The organism is Chitinophaga jiangningensis (assembly GCF_900142605.1).
In the GTDB taxonomy this organism is placed as follows: Bacteria; Bacteroidota; Bacteroidia; order Chitinophagales; family Chitinophagaceae; genus Chitinophaga; species Chitinophaga jiangningensis.
This window is the reverse complement of sequence record NZ_FRBL01000002.1, coordinates 230253-246655: the sequence shown is the minus strand read 5'-3', so window position 1 is coordinate 246655 and position 16403 is coordinate 230253. Positions and strand designations below refer to the sequence as shown.

Below are 16403 nucleotides of genomic sequence, written 5' to 3'. Positions count from 1 at the left end.
CCGCTTTTTCATAATGAACGAAGGTACAAACGAAAAGAAAATGCCGCTCAGATCCGTATCTGTCCGTATAGGTAATAACGATTATACCATTAACTATCCCAACACCGGTCAATTAATTGATATTGACGTTTTAAAGGCACAGTTCTCCGGAGGCAATTATGAAAAGCTGAAATACAGCTATGATGCAGGCTTCCTGCGCAGCGCAGTGACGATAGATGCAGTAGCCACACTCAATGTGCTGCTGCCGCAACTCAGAGAAGACCTGACTGTAAAGTCGCTCTTTGCCCTGGATCGCGACAAAATGGAAATGGTACTCCAGGCTTATATCAGCACAGTAGTACCCTGGTTTGAAGAATGGGACAAGCTGCTCGCTGTTCCCAATGACAAGCAACCATAATGAAACATCCGGCATTGGATAACTTGAAATTATATGCTGTAAAATGGAATAATCGTTTCCCATTGGACAAATGGTACAGGAAAAAATACCAGGTAGGATTTGGCACAGCCGCTCATCGTGAGCTGTGCCAGATCAATATCCTGGTCGAGTTCCTGGAAGATCAGGTGTTCGAAGAGTCGCGAGCTTTCTATTTACACCAGGAAGAGAATGAAAAAGAATTGAAAAAAGGTAATTGGATCAGAGAACGCAAAGATCCTGAACAAGAGGATAAATTATTCGGTGATCTGTCCAATATCGATTTAAACACTATTCAATATTAATCTTATGGCTGGAGAAAACAGTATTCAAGTTACGATTAGTAATGGTGGATTAGACCTGACAGCCTATCTGACTAAGTTGCAAAAACAGGCAACGGAAACCAACAGGAAACTACAGGAAGACGCAAAAGCACAAAATAAACTGGCGAAGGATCAACTGAAAATGATAAATGACCAGGTAGATGCACTGACGAAGCTCAGTAACCTGGAAATAGCTATGGCACGGAGACGCAGGGATTTTTACCGTGAACAACTGCAGAGTGAGATGGAGTTGCAACGCATCCGCGGACAACAATCATTAAGACGTGGTACAGCAGGAGCTGCAAGCCTATCGGGCGTAGGGCAGTTGGATTGGAGTTACACCACCACCCGCCAAAACTTCGGCCTGCAGGCAAAGGATAATAACAGTCAGGACGAGTTGGATCAACTGCTGAAAACAATTCAGGAAAATACGGAGTCGGTTTCCAATGCCATTCAGTTACAGACCAGCACCTTCAGTAATGAGGCCTCCTCCATCGTTGCTGCAATTGACGCAGTCAGGGAAGAAGTAAGCAAACTCGGTGATCAGCTTTCTGAAGGGGGCGGCGAAGGTGGCGGTGAAGGCGGGGGAGGCGATGGCTATAACCCTGAAAACCTGGAACATTTCCGGACCTATTATCGCTGGCGAAGACGCTACCCCACCGCTCCAATTGCAAATGCATTCAGACAGGTAGCATTTAACCCGGAGACCTATACGGGGCTCGTTTCATATGGCGCCAAGCAATACTCCGATTATCACAATGCAGAAAACAGCTTTCAACGTATCAAACAAAATTCTGAAACTGCATGGGGTATCGGATTAGGGGCAGTAGGTGCTGCCGCAGGATATTTTGTTGGAATGCCTATTATCGGTGCACAGATGGGTTATTCCATCGGGACTTCTATTGGTGCCGCCAAAGGTGAGCAAGATCAGAAAGAAGCTATTGCCAAACAAGATTTTCAGGCACTGGTAAATAAACTCAATGGCTTTACCGGGCACGAAAAGCCAGTAGTCGTACCACGCCTGAGTCAATATGGTGTAGATGCATTTCAGTCAGCCCAAATCATGGAGCAGGTAGCCACCAAAGGTGGAATGGAAAATGCCGCCCGTAATACCGAAGATGTGGTGACCGTCAGCAAGGCTTTCAACGTTGGGCAAAATGACCTGATGGGCCTCATCGAATTACAGGGAACCAACAAAGATGGCAACGACTCACTGAAAGATCTTGTATCCGGCCTGATCCTCAAAGGTGAAAAGTCAGGTATTCTTAAACGGGGTGACTATTCAGGGCTGGCCGACTTAATCGCCAAATTTTCTACCCTGCACTATGAGTTCCTAAAAAATCAGACGTATGTAGGAACCGGTACCACAGCCGATATTATGGGTAAGTTCCATGGAATAGGCGGTATGTTTAGTATGACCGACCCCCGTGGCATGAATAACGTTATGGCCGTACAGGATGGTTTGCAGCACCCCGGCTCTGAATCCATGAAGGCCTTCTCCTTTATGGCACTGAGAAAGCTGGATCCCAACGCTTCCATGTTTGACCTTATGGAAATGCAGGAACAAGGGCTTTCCAGTAAAAAGGGAATGCAATACATGCAGTCTATCGTTAAAACAGCACATACCATCGGCAACGATGATGATGGTCGTCAATTTCTGAAAGATTATTTCCCCGGATTAAGCTATACCGCAGCCAGAGAACTGTACGATAAGAGTGATAAGCTGAATGGCGTAACTGACCAGGGATACCTGGAGCAGCTGAAGCTGAAAGTGCCTTTTGGACCGCTGGCAGCAATGAATACCACGCAAATGGACAGGGAGACTGCTAAGGAAAAAGACGAAGATGTAAAAGGTATGGCGGAAATGGCCACCATCGTTGGCGATAAAATGGCAGAAACGTTTGTCAGATTCCTGGGAGGAGCCACCATCACCATGCAAAACGGAACACTCGAACCGGGTAAAGCGGGATCTCAGCTGTTCCTGGCAGCGCCACCGATGGCCAGGGATAAAACCATGACTGCGAATGCCTATAAGGCCCAGTTACAAGCCGCCGCCAATCCGATTGTCGCGATACCGCACCTCTCTTTCTAAATCATTGCCATGAACAACAAAGTATATATCGTAACACATACCAATCCTGCCATAAAAACGGTGCGTGATTTTGTTAATGAAATGGGATCCCCTGCATTCGCTTATGCCAATGATATAGAAGCATTCGGTAAAGTGGAGATCAGGAAAGGTTATACCAACAGGCAGGCACTCATTGAAGCACAATTACTGGCAGCGGACAGGAAGGTGGCAGATCAGGCAAAAACGGAAGACATTAAGCTGGTACCCCATACCAAACTGGCAATCGAAGTGGATAAAGTGGACCGCTGTGCATTGCTGACAGAAGGAATTGAAGTAGTAAGCAATGATATCACCCTGTTTAAAGCTGAAAAGCTGGCCAGCCTCGAAGCAGATACCGGCTATAAACTGGCGGTGGACCTCCAGCGCGATCCCAATATCGCATGGCTGGGAAAAACCATGCAACGCTATCCGAATGCAACGGTCTGGATCTGGACCAAAGCGCTGTCAGACCCTAAGTCGGAAGACATAAACGGGAAAATATTTGACCTCACCCCCTATATCACCCGACTGGTAACAAACGTATCCCGAACCAACGGTGGTCACTTCCAGTTATCGCTGGCGCCTATCCGTTGTGAACTGGTGAATAATACGTGGATACTCCGTACGGCAGACAGAAAGGACTTTGATAATGTCAACAGCATCGGACGGAAAGAATTTTTTGCAAACAGTAATCTGTTTAAAGTTGATGGCGCTATTGGCGCAGACGGCAGCAGAACGTTAGCCAGAAATTCATTCCTGTTCAACAATATCATCACTCCCAATGATGTGGTATTTATCAGACTGGAAACACTGGAGATGGAGAAGATACAGCGGGAAAAAGACCAGCTGGCCGATGTTATCAGCAAAAATAGTTTACCCGATCGAATCTACGATATGATTGGCCTGGTGGATAAAACCAGCATCAGCGTGAATGCAGGGGCTAATGATGTGACTATCGAGGTGAGTGGCCGCGATTTATCGAAACTAATTTACGATGACGGCACTTACTTCTTCCCATTTGAATTTGCAAAAGGCAATATGGGCTCCTTCGGATCTGCCGCCAATAGCAACCCATTATTAAACAGGTTGTCGGATCAAAATGCAATACACCAGCTGGCAGCTTTCAATAACAGGTCGCTGGATAATATCATCCGGTTTATCATCCAACAATTATCCACTATTAAGATTGTACCGGATGACCTCTTCAGCGCCTACGATACGGGTGATAAATCCCGGCTGAACAAGCGCTATGACCCTGTGCCTGCAAATATTACCTCCAACGAACAACTGCGGAGTAAGCTGGACGCACATAAAAATGCAGCAAAAAAAATCTTTGCGAACCTGCGCAGTCAGAAAGCCCTTACATTAAAGGATGAGGCGGATGAAACAAAAAAGGTGGAAGAAATTTTTGCTGAAACAGTACGCTTCTTTAAGCATATCCGGGAGAAAAAAGTAAGACGGGTATCGGGAAATGCCACCACTGGCTGGGACAGAAATACTTATGTAAAGAAGGAAGGGGGCAATGAAGACATTCGCAGGGACTGGCTTGCTGGTTATATTATTACTGCACTGTATGGCACCTCCAACCAATATGATCCGGCTGTATCCTCGTTTTTCCTGGATAAGTGGATTCCTGAAATCGATGCCTATATCGACATGGAAGGCACCCAGCTTGCACACAAGCCGGAACTGCAGGAGCAACTGGCAAAAGGTATCTGGCAGATTGTGAAACTGGTAGTAGATGAAAGCATCAGCAACCGTATGTTAATAGACAGCTCATTGTCTACCGCCAGCGGCAGCCTGATCAATTTTTTCCGCAAAGTATGCCAGCACCCTTTTGTGGAGTTTCAGATGGATACCTATGGTGATATGTTTTATATCATGCTGCGTAAACCACCGTTCGACCGCAAATCTATACTGAGCGCCTTAAATGGTACCAGTCGTACAGAGAAAGACAGCGGCACAGATACCACTGGCGCAGAAAAGGAGAAAAAGAGGCCGGTGGTTATTACCATTGAATCCTCCCAGGTATTGTCAGAAACCCTGGAATTTGCTGATGCAGAAGCAGTTTCATGGTATCAGCTGATTCCTAAGGCTAACCCGATTGGCCAACGGAACTCATTTGCCATGGCTGCTTTACCGGCACTTTACTTTCCGGAATATGCGGAATGTTTCGGTTCCAGAGCAATGCAGCTTACGCATAATTACCTGCCCAGCACGGCATTTAACGGCCGTACTGCCGGAGATCTGAACGTGATAGAAGCGCAGACGGTTTTCGACCTGAAGCATATGATAGAATCTACAGCTTACCTTCCGTTTACCAGGCAGGGAACCATTTCAATACTGCGCGACAGGAGAATTAAAGCAGGCAACTTCATCAGGTTTCAGCCAACCGGTGAAATATTTTTTGTAGAAGCGGTGCAGCATAATCTGCAGGTTACTGATACTTCAGTGGAAGCTACAACCTCTATACAGGTGAGTCGCGGCATGGTAGAACAGCTGATTTACGGCATCAACATTGAAGCTCAGCCTGGATCAGCTGATACGGAAGTGGTGTATGCCTCCTACTTTAATATCATTCAAACGATTTCTGAAACAAGGTATGCGGAGCTAAAGCAGCATAAGCAGTCGCCTGTTACTCCAACACCTGCTGCCGCATCGGCGCCTGCATCACCTGCCACTGCCCCGGCATCACCCGCAAAAGCTGCCACTACTGCGGTAAGGAAGGATGAACAGCTAAACCTGACTGTAAACAAAGCGAACCGCCGCAGTGAACTGGACGCGAATAATGACATCGCCAAAGGTGTGCTGGAACGCTATTCAGAAGCACAGTGGCCCATTATACGTGATTTCATCCGGGCCATAAACAGCCAGACTGACTACTGGGTAATCATCCTGCCTGATGCAGGTCCAAGAACCAGGGCAGAGCAAACCATACTTTGGGAACAGAATAAAAAGAACGCCCGCCCCGGCACCAGCAGGCATGAGAAAGGAGCCGCACTGGATATCTCCCTGAAACATAAAGTGACAAACAAGGTGATTTCCAAAAGTACGCCCAAAGATGTGTGGAAGGCAACCAGGGTAGTTGAAATTGGTGACAGAATGGGGATGCAATGGACAGACGGACGTGGCAATGGTAATTTTCCGAGCAGGTCCGGTGGTACACCCTATTATGATCCTGTGCACTTCCAGATAAAGGATTCCCTGCTGGCACTACCTGGCAAAAGTGAATCCTATGTACAACCAGATCCGCCAAAGGAAGTACTTAATAAAACACAATCCGATCCCGGACCAAAGTACGTGGCAGGAAATGATGATGTGTTTAAATACTTTAAGGTAAATAAGCCGGTGTTCAATTATTTCATGAAACGCCTGCAAATGAATCCGCTGTATCAACAGTATACCAATACACATGTACAGGTTGGCCCAAATGATAACCCGCAGGTAGAAATAATCGCTAAACGCCCTAAAAAATCACAATAATTCATTGCTATGTATACACTTGGCAGAACACCATTATTGGACCTGAAATATACGGTTGGTATTGCCTATGTGGCCATACCGGCCGATGTGGACAGAGAAACGTATATCCGTGATTGTTACCGGAACTATACCATTAGTGTTTGGGGAGATGACGGCAGCTTCATGAACCGACTGCCCGTTTCGCCGGAAGTAATGAACCACCTTGAATTTCCGGCTGCAATCGACCAACTTGGATCCCCGGTTGTATATGTAACGGAAGAATCGCAAAGTCTGCCCATCATCATCGCCAGGTTTCCGGTAGCCGATCAAATGGGCGATGCACATGAGTGGGCTATCAAATGGTCCCGCTCCTTCGAAGATGCGCATGTGGTAATTGAAGGTTCTCCGAAAAATAAAAATCTTTCCATGTCCGTCGATGGCGGTACAGTAGGTGGAGCAATGTTGTGGCAGGTAACCGGTCAGCAGCCGGGGCAGCTTGCGATGGCGGTGAATGGCGATATAAGCTGTAATGCATCTGAAGGTGTTTCGTTCAAACAACAAGGGATGTTTCGGAGTACTACCGTGGACAGAACAGCAGAGGAAGGCGACGACAGTAAAACAGTTGTATTTGAGCAGTACCCGGGACAAAACAGTTTTAAGGGAGAAAAGTTTATCATCAATAATGGGGAAGAACCATTGGTGCTGGGTAATAAGCTGAAGAGCTTTTTATCTGACCTGATTGATGAGATCAGTAAAACTACGGTGACAACCGCTATCGGCCAGCAACCCCTGTTAAACGCCACGCAGATAGCCGCGTTTAAGAATAAAACAGATGAATTCTTAAGTAATGTTGGATATATAAATAAATAGCTATGCCGTTAATCCCAAAGAAATTTTCAGAAAGCCTCAAAGCAAAGATGCAGCAGACAAACAATCAGAAACAGGATAGCCCCAGCGCTGCCATTAATGCTTATTGCGAACAACTGGAGTCCGACGTCTATAACGCCGTAAGAAGTATCACGATCACCATTCCGCCAGGTGCCATCATCGTACAAACAGCAATGGGCCCTGCCGCGAATGTAACGCCGATTGTTTTAGAATCAACTGTAAAATAATGAGTATTCAAGACGCAGTGCAAAGAAGAGATGCACTTTTACAGCAGAGCGGCAAAGAGGGACTGAACGTAATGTACCCCAAAGAGTTTGAGCAGTATATCTGTGCGCTCGAGCTGGTGGATACAGCAGGAAATACCCTGCGATACTTCATCTTCCCGGTGATGCCCTCTAATATGGATGAATCGCAGCCTAAGCCAACCAGTTTTAAAAGAACCCTGGGAGGTATCGTTACGATGTCAAGTACAACATTTTCACCTGTGGATATAACCCTTTCAGGGAATTTTGGCCGGAAGTTCAGGGTGATGCTGGGCGGGGATTATACCGACATGGTCAGCGCTGTAAGGAAATCTGATACCAGCAGTAATACAAAGACCGATAAAGATGCCAGCAGGCAGGTATTTGATGACCGTGTGAAAACGGGATACGGCTGTCTGAAAGTAATGGAAGAACTGATTACAGAAGCTGATAGAGTAGATGAGGCAGGCCCCCGGTTTCTCATCTTTTATAATCTCGCATTTGGAAATAGTTACTATGTAAAACCGGTGTCCTTCAAAATATCAATGTCGGAAGATAATAACATGCTACATCAGTATGCGCTGGCTTTAAAAGCAATTGCGCCTTTAGAAGTAACTATCAGCCCCGTAAAAAGATACGAGAACCTGGAAATGGCACGCCGCGTACATGAAGAAATAGCAGCTTCCGCCAACCGCATTGACGACTTAATCGCCCAAAACGATCAACATGAATACACTCACCAAGTTTGAGCAGATCACGGGTAAAGCCATCGGCCAATACCTGCAGCGTGCCCTGCGATTTTTTCAGCAGGATTATCCTTTGCTGGAAGCCTATTATGCAGGTAATCTTTCCAGTGTGAAAAGTGATCCGTTTGCTACGCTGGCTGCACTGGAAGCAGAAACACAGGTTTACCTCACTGCTTTCCAGACGCATGGTGTGCAGTTGAATAACAGCCGGTGGTGGTTCCTGCTGGAAGAAATTGAGCAGATCGACAGCCGCCTTAAAACAATACGGAATATCAGCCGATGGGCGCGTTCCACCCGTTCCAATACCGCTTTTAACAACCAAAGAGCTTTTGACTATGTGATGCCTGCCGGACAAACCCTGGAAAGAATTTCCAGAGATATGCTCAAAGAGGCATTGCCGGAAGATAGCTGGGCGGAAATTGCTATCGGTAATAATATCCGGGAAGAAGACTATACTCCCGATGGCGGCGTGCCCCTGAAACTGACGCAGTCCGCAGGCCCCCGCACTATTCAGGTGTCGGCGGTGGTGGATACGATGGAAGGAAAACGTATCCTGGGAAAAGACCTGCACAGAGCACTGCAGTTTGCAGATAACGACCTGCTTACCCTCACGGAAGAGGAGACTGTATTCCAAAGTGTGGAAATTCTGGCATCGCTCAAAGTAAATGATAATCCGCATGCCCCCAATGATGGGTTGCAAACCGCTGTTATCATTGGCGGTAACCGGGCATCGCTCAATTTTCCTGTTATTTCCAGGCAGATGACGGCCACCTTCGCTTCGGATGATACACTGAAAGACTTTCAGATCAACGATATCAGAGTGGTAAACGATACCCTCCGTATCAATTATCAGGTAAGTACAAGATTGAATGAAACGATTGAAGCTAGTATTACAATATAATCATGGCACTGGATATTAAACCCTCTACATCCGTTGAACGAAGATTACTTTTTCTGGAAACATTGATCAACACCACGGATAAGGTAACAAAGGTGGCAGATAACTCCGTGCTGTCAGGGATCGCCACAGGTATTTCCAAAATTGTAGGTAAGAGTGAAAAGGATATTGTACTGGCCCTAAGCCAGCTTTTTCCTGACACGGCATTCGGTTCCCAGCTCGACCAGGTGGCACTGAACTTTGGCGTAGCCCCTCGCATGGGCAGCCTGGGTGCTACCACCTACGTAAGAGTAATGGCTAATCCCGGAACCAACTATAAAGCAGCGATGCATTTTCCTATGTCCACGACAGGCATCCGCTTTGAATTTGAAGAAGATTTTGTAGTGGGAGCCGCCGGTTTTACCTACGCAAAAGTACGAAGCATTGAAAAAGGTGCCGCCACAAACGTTGATGCATTGTCCATCTCCCGTGTAGTGCCCGCTCCCAGCGGACACCTGAATGTGATCAATGAAAGTCGCGCTGAATTTGGCCGCGATACCGAACCGGATGAATTTTTCCGTATCCGTATCAAAAATGGCGCAAACATTCTGGCCCGCGGAACATTGGCCATGTTGGAGCAGCTCTTTATCGCGATCAACCGGAAGGTGTTACGTGTATTTCATTATGGCAACAGTAATTCCGGGAAGGTAGTTTTGGGTATCGTTACACAGGACGGATCCCTCCTTACTTCCACCGAGATGGATGACCTGCTGAGGAAAAGCGCAATGTATTTTTCGCTGACTGAATACAAACCCTTCGGTACGGAGTACTATGGCATCGAGTTGAGAAATGCAAACTATGCGCCGGTAGACATATGCTTCCGTGTAGAACTGGATAATGCTTTTAATCCAGACGAGATCCGCAAAAATATACAGATTGTAATTTCCAAATACCTGGACTTCCGGTATTTTGATCCATCTGCGATGCGGGTGGAATGGGATAATCTGCTCCAAATTGTGAAAAATACGCCGGGAGTGAAGTATGTGCCGGACCAGTATTTCTATCCCCGCACCGACTTATCCATCGATCAGTTTGCGTTGCCGCGGCTTCGTGGCTTCCTGATGCTGGACCTCGAAGGGAAAATCATAACAAACTTTAGCGGTACCCTTTCACCACTGTATTATCCAAACGTGATCGATCACGCTTACATGTCCACCATTTTAGATTTATAATTATGGCTATTCAAGCAGCTACATTCAGGAAAGAGGGAAACAGTATTATCCTCACCTGTGCCCCGGCAGTGGCAATTCTCGGCATCGCTTCCTTTGCCGATACCACTTCCGGCGAAGATGGAAATAATTACTTTGAAAAATACTTCCGCTATGCAGTTAACGGAATCGATTACACGGAATGGCAGCAGCTCACGATAGATCACCTGACGGAGTTGCAGTTCGCCGGAAGAGAAGTGGTATACTTCGAACTGAAGTATGAACGGATACTTGCTGATACCAGTATGGACCTGCAGGTAACAGCTGCTTCCCTGGAAGCCACTGCTACAGCACCGTTACCGGAAACGCCGGCTTTTAATAATTCGGTGTTTGCCAGGTATTTTGGGGCCTATGATCCGGAGGTGATCAGCTGGTACATTAATGTCTTGCAAAAATTATATGCAAAAGGCATTATTCCCAATTATATGGACCGGGAAAATGAAGCTAATGGAAATGAAGATTTCATTGCTTTCTGGGAATCTGTTGCGCATTTCGTTTCGTACATGGTGATTTATGCCCGTAAATTCCAGCATTTCTATGAAACGGATTTCCTGCTGTCAGACTTCATCACACAGCGTGGGCTCGCCGTGTCGGAGGCTAACAGCCTGCCGGAAATGACTGAACTGATGGAGCATTTCTATCACCAGATTGCCTACCGTGGCACCACGCATATTTATGATAAAAAAGAACTGGGTGCCGCTATCGATGGAGAGCTGCTGCGCTTGATCAACTACAGGCAGGAAGACGAACTGCTGTTCAATCTCTACAAACCCGAACATTTTGGATGGAACCTGGGCAATGCCTCTCCGCTGTACAAAGGACTTCATCTGAATGATAACATCAATAAAAATTATGAAACCCACGTTGATGTTAAGGATCTCAGTAAATATCCGGTGTATGGAGATGTAAGTGTAGTAATGGACGAAGAAAAGTCAGTGATGAAAATCAAGGATGGTGGCTTGAAGAACAGTAATCCCGATTTCTGGATCAAGGTAGATCCCCGGCTGGATTATGAGTTTTCCTTCCTTGTAAAACTGGATGCCGGCAGCCGGATATCAGTAGGTATTCATTCTTTTGACAAGGATGGAGCAATGTTGAATGCACGCTCCTATAAAGACGGTACTGATAACAACTATTTCTTTGAGTCAGTGCAGTTAGTCCGAAATGATAAATACCTGCAGGTCAAATTGTTTATTTATAACCGCAACCGAAAAACCTTTGCCCAGGATACCACAGAAATAAAGCAGGGTAACGATCTGATCTTCCATCAGGATACAACCTATATTATTCCTATAATTGAAATAGCTGGTACCGGAAGCATTTGGGGAATGCGAATGCTGCCTATGCAAACGAACTACTCCAGGGGATTGGTACAGGTAAACAACTTTATCAGTATCTGGATGCGTAACCGCAATCATTCCTTTGCGATTGACCAGGTGACGAGCTATGTCAGGCATTACCTGATTCCATATAATTCGTGGATGGCTTTGACAGATGTAGGTGACGCGGGATATAATGAAACGGAGGAAGTACCGGAAACGTTCTTCTGGGAACCGGCGGCACCGTATTGTGAAACTACCGCGTGGAGACCGGTGAGTCCAACCTGTGAGGAAAAAGAATTTTTCTGGATCGGTGAAAATGCGACGGCATACTGTGAAAATTTTGGTGACGAAACCCCTAATCCCCCAACTTTATAATATGGCAAATACAGGAAAGAAACAATATGCCTTGCTCGTGCAGTATTCCAGCACCACAGGACTTCCTACCGGGGTGGTAAAGCCGAATGTTCCGGGTGATCCGGATTACGTGGCACCGGTGGAAGATGCAACAGGATGCCCTTTTATACCCGTGCAGAATACACATTTCACTATCAATAATTTTACCTCTAAAGAGCAGGCTGGTCCTATTACCTATACTGTTAGTACCGGCGTGAATACAGCTACACTTCAGGCAACAGAAAGCAGCGCTTTTACAGAATCAGGAGAAGACCACCTTGTTATAATATCTGGTGAACGGGTCGGACAAAGCTGGAGATATGCAGAGAATACTATTACTTATGATGCGTTTGTATTTATTCAAGGCCGCCTCACCGCAATGGGCTGTTTGGCAGAATCATGGGAAAAGTTTGTTTTCCCCGAACTGTCTGGCGAAGTGCTGATAAATGTGGTGTCTTCCGATAGGGGATATTACCGGCAAGCAGGCGCAGTGGCTATACAGCTGGGTTCGGATGTTGGTACCGCTTCTTTTTCATTTATAGGTAACGATGGCGCATTAGTGACACTCGATAGTACCAATACCTTCGGGTCCTATGATGTGGATTACTACCACCCCGCTCCGGATTTTAATGGTACTAACAGTAACGCCTATGCTTTGTTGATGGAAGTCACCACCTATGATGGTGATTCGGTGCCCGTTGACCCGGATGGTCCCGATGGTGGATGGATGCAGTTACCAAGAATTACTCTCGAAACAATAGAAGCCGGTGCAACAGTAAGTCGCAACTTATCAACCGAATATTTTGGGGACTTTTTCGTCAGGATCACAAAAAAATAAGCATGCAGTATAAATTGTTGCTGACGCAGGCGGATACCACTATGTTCAACTGGCAGCTCAAAGTTTTCTTTTCTTCTATCGAACACCTGGAAATACCTAAACAAAATATTATTCTGCTGACAGAAATTAAAGGCAAGCCTTCTGAAGACTTCCGGAAATTCGAACGATTAGCTACCTGTCACTATTTCGAGGATAAGAAGCAGCGCTTTTATAAGCCCTCCTGTAAGCCCCATTTATACGGGCGATTCTGGGAGATGTATCCGGCATGTGAACAGGAGTATTTCTTTTTTGCTGAGCAGGATATGTTGATATCCGCATTGCCCGAGGTGCCACTGAAACCGGATACCTGGTTTTGGAGTGACGCCAGTAAATTCATCGAAACGGGAAAATTTGAACACGTGATCGGCATGCAGCCAAGGACAAGTAAACCAGGCGGATTTCATGCTATAGGCACGGGGGTAAACGCAGACTTCTGGTATAAGGTAGAGGAAGACAGTATCCGGTTATTTGAGTATATGTGCAAGCATATTGATGTCCAATACGACAGATGGATTTGTGAGATGCGTGCCTGGATCTGGAATATATGGGACAGGGGCTTTAAAACAGAACTCTCACCGGAACTGGATTTTGAATATGGAAAAGGCTGGAGGCGTAATGTGAAACTTTATCACCACCTCGATGCCAGGGTATTCGACAAAACTAAATTTCGACACACAGAACCCTTTGAAGTGATGCAACGCTATCATGTACCTGAGGAATTGTCCGTGTCGCGATATATAAATGCTGTCAAAGATTGTGGTAAAAATTTTTTAAAAAAATTCAACGATGCTTGATAATACCGGAAAACTTGTATATCAGTGGCTGGTGCAAATAGATGCCAATACAGGGCAGCCCACAGGAGTACGTAAGCCAAACGATCCTGCTGACCCGGATTATGTACAGCCAATGATGGACTTTGATATTTGTCCGCTTCCATACGTATGGGAGCCCATTGACCCTTACTGTGAGGCCACTTCTTTCTATTGTGCTCCAGGTTATGTAATGAATGCAGACAGCACAAGTTGTATTAAGGCTACTGATACTATGGCAACACCGCCGGCAACGCCCTATAAATCTGTTGCAGTCTCGAATACTGCATTTCAGAATAACTATGCGCTCATCTACAGGATTAATTCTTATACCCCTACCGGTGGTGGTTCTCCTTACTATTTCGGTTATAACAACCCTTTCTGGGCCAATCCTACTGCGGTATCAACAGAGGGAGCAATGAACCGGTGCGGCCTTTGGGTGGACCTCAATAATGATGGTGCAGCTGACGCAATCCTGAATAAATGGCTAGGGTTTACTGCCACGCTGGAAATGCCTGCTGATAAAATTGTACTGGTGGCAGTGAGCGCAACCACATCAGGCCGAATTATACTCACGAACCAGGCGGGCTCCAACAGGACAATCGTAAGTTTTTCAAATACTACGCTTTATCGCGAATGGCGCCTGTTTGAAGTACCGCTCAAAGCCGGCAGGAATATCATACAAATGGAAGGACAGGCAGGGGTAAACAATTTACTTTGTTTTGGTGCAGAAATTTATAGTAATACCTGGGACGAACTTTACTGGGAAGATTCACGCATACCTACTGTATTGTGGTCTACTGCGGATATGCGCGGTCAGTATTTCCATACCGGAGAAGGAGGCTATTCCTGCCCGGCAGGGTATGCCCTCGACTATAATAATGGTAGCTCTGTTTGTCGCCAGGTACTGGTAGATACTGTTAAGCAGCACAACAGCGGTAAGCTGGCGTATAGAAGGCGCAAGCGACTACTGCGAGGTGTGGCGGATGGCTATATAGAACAAAACATCGAGGGAACGGGTACGGGACCTTACTTTCCACCTGTCCCGGATACTACTACCTGTCCGATTAATTAACCCCAAATACAGTTATTATGCAAAATACCGGGATGATTAAATACCTCCGGCTCGAAGAATATATAGTAGGCACGGGGCAGGCTACCGGCAGAAAAAAAATCAATAAGCTGACAGACCCTGATTATGCACCACCGGTTTATGATCCGCAAACCTGCCCGGTAATTCCGGTAGAACCGGTAAACGGTAACCGGCTGAATGTACGGATTGTGTACAGTGGTAGCCAGTTCGTTAGTTTTCAGCACCTGGAAATAGCACCATGGGATAAGAGTACTAGTGTTCCCGCGTTTTATAGTGATAAATGCCTGGTATTGCCAGGTCAAACACTGGACCTGGTAACACAACCTCCGAAGCAGGTGGCTGAATGGTGGAAAATTACCATGGTAAGCAATAGCTTCTCTAAAAAATTATCCCTCAACCTGATCATCAGGTATACCACCGCTGATGGTACACAAGACCTTGTTACCACCACTATGGATATTAATTCAGGTAAAATATGGGATCATCTGTTTCTGCCGCGCACCACTACTGGTGGCCTGAATTTGCTGGAGTTTATTATGACGGATACCACCATTCCTTCCGTCGAAAATACCCCGCCAGTGGCTAATGCCGGGGCTGACATTGCCGTGTTTGTAGAAGATACACCTGTTGTACAACTGCAGGGAAGCGGCACAGATGGAGATGGCAACATCGTTGCCTGGCATTGGGATAAAATTGTTGGCCCGGTGGCTTATCAACTGAGCGATCCGAATATTGCACGGCCAGTACTTAGTGGTCTCGTTGCCGGACTCTATAAATTCAGATTAACCGTCACGGATAATCGTGGAGCCATCGGTCAGGATGAGGTAAGTATTACCGTTAACGCCAGAGAAGCAAATACTAACGGTACTTTGCTGGCATATGTCGACTCCCTGGCGCAACAGGCATTTATCACCCAAATCGAATTGCGCCCGGACGGAGACGGGGATATTATTACCCTGCTCGATGTTCCGTTAGGCAGCACAGACGGTGCCCTGCTGAAAACACCTCCAAAAGGAACTTATGACATGTATGTAACCATCGCAGGTACTGCGGGCTCAGTAAAAGCCGATTACCAGCATAAAACTGTCTGCCAGCCATACCAGGGAGATGGATTATACATTTTCCATGATGTTGTACTCGGAGACGGTGAGGAAGGTGTGGCAGTGACCTTGTCCAGCGGCACTTGTGGCGATGAACCGGTTACACTGCTTTATGCCAGCTTAACAATTACCAATAACACCGTAACCGAACAGGCGGTACTGCCATACGGCAAGAAGATTGTGCGCAGCGCAAACGTTAATGTACGCTTCTTCCAGGACGCAGACCTCACACAACCCGCTACCGCCAGCGTACTGCTCAACTATCGTATCATTACCACCGACGCGGTAACAGCCGATACACAGGTACTGGATACCTATACGCAGGTCACTAATACCGATACTATGCTGCTGACAAGAGACAGGGGAGAGGCCATTTTTGACCTCAGCCTGGACCCGGCGGAGCAATTACTCAGTGATACTGATATATCCTATGAACTCTTGCCGGGTGTAGGTTATAAAGTGATAAGTTAATAACAGATTG

14 protein-coding genes are annotated in these 16403 nt (G+C 46.4%); all 14 read left to right on the top strand.

All coding sequences use genetic code 11. The features are described 5' to 3' along the window. The first annotated feature begins 13 nt into the window (after positions 1–13). From BUB18_RS05535 to BUB18_RS05470, 14 genes are read left to right on the top strand one after another with little or no spacing between them, the layout of a single operon-like run. Positions 14–397 carry a hypothetical protein gene (locus BUB18_RS05535; protein ID WP_073078886.1) on the top strand — a complete coding sequence of 128 codons (384 nt, stop codon included), beginning with the start codon at positions 14–16 and terminating at the stop codon, positions 395–397. Continuing rightward, the gene (locus BUB18_RS05530; RefSeq protein WP_073078885.1) at positions 397–717 is read left to right on the top strand and encodes a hypothetical protein; all 321 of its coding nucleotides are present in this window, start codon (positions 397–399) and stop codon (positions 715–717) included. The genes BUB18_RS05535 and BUB18_RS05530 overlap by 1 nt, the downstream gene beginning before the upstream one ends. A gap of 4 nt (positions 718–721) precedes the next feature. Beyond that, positions 722–2827, top strand: coding sequence for a hypothetical protein (locus BUB18_RS05525; protein WP_073078884.1), 2106 nt, complete (start codon positions 722–724; stop codon positions 2825–2827). A 9-nt stretch (positions 2828–2836) separates the two neighbouring features. Further along, positions 2837–6328: a M15 family metallopeptidase domain-containing protein gene (locus BUB18_RS05520; RefSeq protein ID WP_073078883.1), complete on the top strand. Its 3492-nt coding sequence runs from the start codon at positions 2837–2839 to the stop codon at positions 6326–6328. A 9-nt stretch (positions 6329–6337) separates the two neighbouring features. Next, a complete protein-coding gene (locus BUB18_RS05515) occupies positions 6338–7177 on the top strand; it encodes a hypothetical protein (RefSeq protein WP_073078882.1) in 840 nt (279 codons plus the stop codon). A 2-nt stretch (positions 7178–7179) separates the two neighbouring features. After that, on the top strand, positions 7180–7422 hold the full coding sequence (locus BUB18_RS05510) for a hypothetical protein (protein WP_073078881.1): 243 nt from the start codon (positions 7180–7182) through the stop codon (positions 7420–7422). Further along, a complete protein-coding gene (locus tag BUB18_RS05505) occupies positions 7422–8186 on the top strand; it encodes a hypothetical protein (protein WP_073078880.1) in 765 nt (254 codons plus the stop codon). Before BUB18_RS05510 ends, BUB18_RS05505 begins: the two co-directional genes overlap by 1 nt. Beyond that, a complete protein-coding gene (locus tag BUB18_RS05500; protein WP_073078878.1) occupies positions 8164–9084 on the top strand; it encodes a hypothetical protein in 921 nt (306 codons plus the stop codon). The genes BUB18_RS05505 and BUB18_RS05500 overlap by 23 nt, the downstream gene beginning before the upstream one ends. A 2-nt stretch (positions 9085–9086) precedes the next feature. Beyond that, a complete protein-coding gene (locus BUB18_RS05495) occupies positions 9087–10292 on the top strand; it encodes a baseplate J/gp47 family protein (RefSeq protein WP_073078876.1) in 1206 nt (401 codons plus the stop codon). Positions 10293–10294: 2 nt separating this feature from the next. Continuing rightward, a complete protein-coding gene (locus BUB18_RS05490) occupies positions 10295–12025 on the top strand; it encodes a hypothetical protein (protein ID WP_073078874.1) in 1731 nt (576 codons plus the stop codon). A 1-nt stretch (position 12026) separates the two neighbouring features. Next, positions 12027–12881 (top strand): hypothetical protein, encoded by an 855-nt coding sequence (locus BUB18_RS05485; protein WP_073078873.1) that lies wholly within the window; start codon positions 12027–12029, stop codon positions 12879–12881. Positions 12882–12883: 2 nt separating this feature from the next. Further along, a complete protein-coding gene (locus BUB18_RS05480) occupies positions 12884–13714 on the top strand; it encodes a hypothetical protein (RefSeq protein ID WP_073078871.1) in 831 nt (276 codons plus the stop codon). Next, the gene (locus BUB18_RS05475) at positions 13707–14804 is read left to right on the top strand and encodes a hypothetical protein (RefSeq protein ID WP_073078869.1); all 1098 of its coding nucleotides are present in this window, start codon (positions 13707–13709) and stop codon (positions 14802–14804) included. Before BUB18_RS05480 ends, BUB18_RS05475 begins: the two co-directional genes overlap by 8 nt. Positions 14805–14821: 17 nt before the next feature. Beyond that, positions 14822–16393: a PKD domain-containing protein gene (locus BUB18_RS05470; RefSeq protein ID WP_073078868.1), complete on the top strand. Its 1572-nt coding sequence runs from the start codon at positions 14822–14824 to the stop codon at positions 16391–16393. Positions 16394–16403: the final 10 nt, after the last annotated feature.

What these genes read in the sequence shown, in the direction of transcription:
- BUB18_RS05530 (WP_073078885.1), top strand. Translation starts at nt 397, where the DNA reads ATGAAACATCCGGCATTGGATAACTTGAAATTATATGCTGTAAAATGG.
- BUB18_RS05485 (WP_073078873.1), top strand. Translation starts at nt 12,027, where the DNA reads ATGGCAAATACAGGAAAGAAACAATATGCCTTGCTCGTGCAGTATTCC.
- BUB18_RS05500 (WP_073078878.1), top strand. Translation starts at nt 8,164, where the DNA reads ATGAATACACTCACCAAGTTTGAGCAGATCACGGGTAAAGCCATCGGC.
- BUB18_RS05525 (WP_073078884.1), top strand. Translation starts at nt 722, where the DNA reads ATGGCTGGAGAAAACAGTATTCAAGTTACGATTAGTAATGGTGGATTA.
- BUB18_RS05480 (WP_073078871.1), top strand. Translation starts at nt 12,884, where the DNA reads ATGCAGTATAAATTGTTGCTGACGCAGGCGGATACCACTATGTTCAAC.
- BUB18_RS05470 (WP_073078868.1), top strand. Translation starts at nt 14,822, where the DNA reads ATGCAAAATACCGGGATGATTAAATACCTCCGGCTCGAAGAATATATA.
- BUB18_RS05515 (WP_073078882.1), top strand. Translation starts at nt 6,338, where the DNA reads ATGTATACACTTGGCAGAACACCATTATTGGACCTGAAATATACGGTT.
- BUB18_RS05520 (WP_073078883.1), top strand. Translation starts at nt 2,837, where the DNA reads ATGAACAACAAAGTATATATCGTAACACATACCAATCCTGCCATAAAA.
- BUB18_RS05495 (WP_073078876.1), top strand. Translation starts at nt 9,087, where the DNA reads ATGGCACTGGATATTAAACCCTCTACATCCGTTGAACGAAGATTACTT.
- BUB18_RS05510 (WP_073078881.1), top strand. Translation starts at nt 7,180, where the DNA reads ATGCCGTTAATCCCAAAGAAATTTTCAGAAAGCCTCAAAGCAAAGATG.
- BUB18_RS05475 (WP_073078869.1), top strand. Translation starts at nt 13,707, where the DNA reads ATGCTTGATAATACCGGAAAACTTGTATATCAGTGGCTGGTGCAAATA.
- BUB18_RS05535 (WP_073078886.1), top strand. Translation starts at nt 14, where the DNA reads ATGAACGAAGGTACAAACGAAAAGAAAATGCCGCTCAGATCCGTATCT.
- BUB18_RS05505 (WP_073078880.1), top strand. Translation starts at nt 7,422, where the DNA reads ATGAGTATTCAAGACGCAGTGCAAAGAAGAGATGCACTTTTACAGCAG.
- BUB18_RS05490 (WP_073078874.1), top strand. Translation starts at nt 10,295, where the DNA reads ATGGCTATTCAAGCAGCTACATTCAGGAAAGAGGGAAACAGTATTATC.